This is a genomic window from Citrobacter sp. XY323, assembly GCF_025106035.1.
Taxonomy (GTDB): domain Bacteria; phylum Pseudomonadota; class Gammaproteobacteria; order Enterobacterales; family Enterobacteriaceae; genus Citrobacter; species Citrobacter braakii.
The window spans coordinates 1-1,731 of the sequence record NZ_JANYUK010000027.1; the positions used below are offsets into that span (position 1 = coordinate 1).

1 rRNA gene is annotated in these 1,731 nt (G+C 52.7%); it reads left to right on the top strand.

From position 1 onward, the window contains the following. Window positions 1–142: 142 nt before the first annotated feature. Window positions 143–1,684 (top strand): 16S ribosomal RNA (locus N0B36_RS24175). Window positions 1,685–1,731: the final 47 nt, after the last annotated feature.

Here is a 1,731-nt window from a genome sequence, read left to right on the forward strand (position 1 = left end):
ACTGCTCTTTAACAATTTATCAGACAATCTGTGTGGGCACTCGAAGATACGGATTCTTAACGTCGCAAGACGAAAAATGAATACCAAGTCTCTGAGTGAACACGTAATTCATTACGAAGTTTAATTCACGAGCATCAAACTTAAATTGAAGAGTTTGATCATGGCTCAGATTGAACGCTGGCGGCAGGCCTAACACATGCAAGTCGAACGGTAGCACAGAGGAGCTTGCTCCTTGGGTGACGAGTGGCGGACGGGTGAGTAATGTCTGGGAAACTGCCCGATGGAGGGGGATAACTACTGGAAACGGTAGCTAATACCGCATAACGTCGCAAGACCAAAGAGGGGGACCTTCGGGCCTCTTGCCATCGGATGTGCCCAGATGGGATTAGCTAGTAGGTGGGGTAACGGCTCACCTAGGCGACGATCCCTAGCTGGTCTGAGAGGATGACCAGCCACACTGGAACTGAGACACGGTCCAGACTCCTACGGGAGGCAGCAGTGGGGAATATTGCACAATGGGCGCAAGCCTGATGCAGCCATGCCGCGTGTATGAAGAAGGCCTTCGGGTTGTAAAGTACTTTCAGCGAGGAGGAAGGTGTTGTGGTTAATAACCGCAGCAATTGACGTTACTCGCAGAAGAAGCACCGGCTAACTCCGTGCCAGCAGCCGCGGTAATACGGAGGGTGCAAGCGTTAATCGGAATTACTGGGCGTAAAGCGCACGCAGGCGGTCTGTCAAGTCGGATGTGAAATCCCCGGGCTCAACCTGGGAACTGCATCCGAAACTGGCAGGCTAGAGTCTTGTAGAGGGGGGTAGAATTCCAGGTGTAGCGGTGAAATGCGTAGAGATCTGGAGGAATACCGGTGGCGAAGGCGGCCCCCTGGACAAAGACTGACGCTCAGGTGCGAAAGCGTGGGGAGCAAACAGGATTAGATACCCTGGTAGTCCACGCCGTAAACGATGTCGACTTGGAGGTTGTGCCCTTGAGGCGTGGCTTCCGGAGCTAACGCGTTAAGTCGACCGCCTGGGGAGTACGGCCGCAAGGTTAAAACTCAAATGAATTGACGGGGGCCCGCACAAGCGGTGGAGCATGTGGTTTAATTCGATGCAACGCGAAGAACCTTACCTACTCTTGACATCCAGAGAACTTAGCAGAGATGCTTTGGTGCCTTCGGGAACTCTGAGACAGGTGCTGCATGGCTGTCGTCAGCTCGTGTTGTGAAATGTTGGGTTAAGTCCCGCAACGAGCGCAACCCTTATCCTTTGTTGCCAGCGGTTCGGCCGGGAACTCAAAGGAGACTGCCAGTGATAAACTGGAGGAAGGTGGGGATGACGTCAAGTCATCATGGCCCTTACGAGTAGGGCTACACACGTGCTACAATGGCATATACAAAGAGAAGCGACCTCGCGAGAGCAAGCGGACCTCATAAAGTATGTCGTAGTCCGGATTGGAGTCTGCAACTCGACTCCATGAAGTCGGAATCGCTAGTAATCGTGGATCAGAATGCCACGGTGAATACGTTCCCGGGCCTTGTACACACCGCCCGTCACACCATGGGAGTGGGTTGCAAAAGAAGTAGGTAGCTTAACCTTCGGGAGGGCGCTTACCACTTTGTGATTCATGACTGGGGTGAAGTCGTAACAAGGTAACCGTAGGGGAACCTGCGGTTGGATCACCTCCTTACCTTAAAGAAACGTTCTTTGTAGTGCTCACACAGATTGTCTGATGAA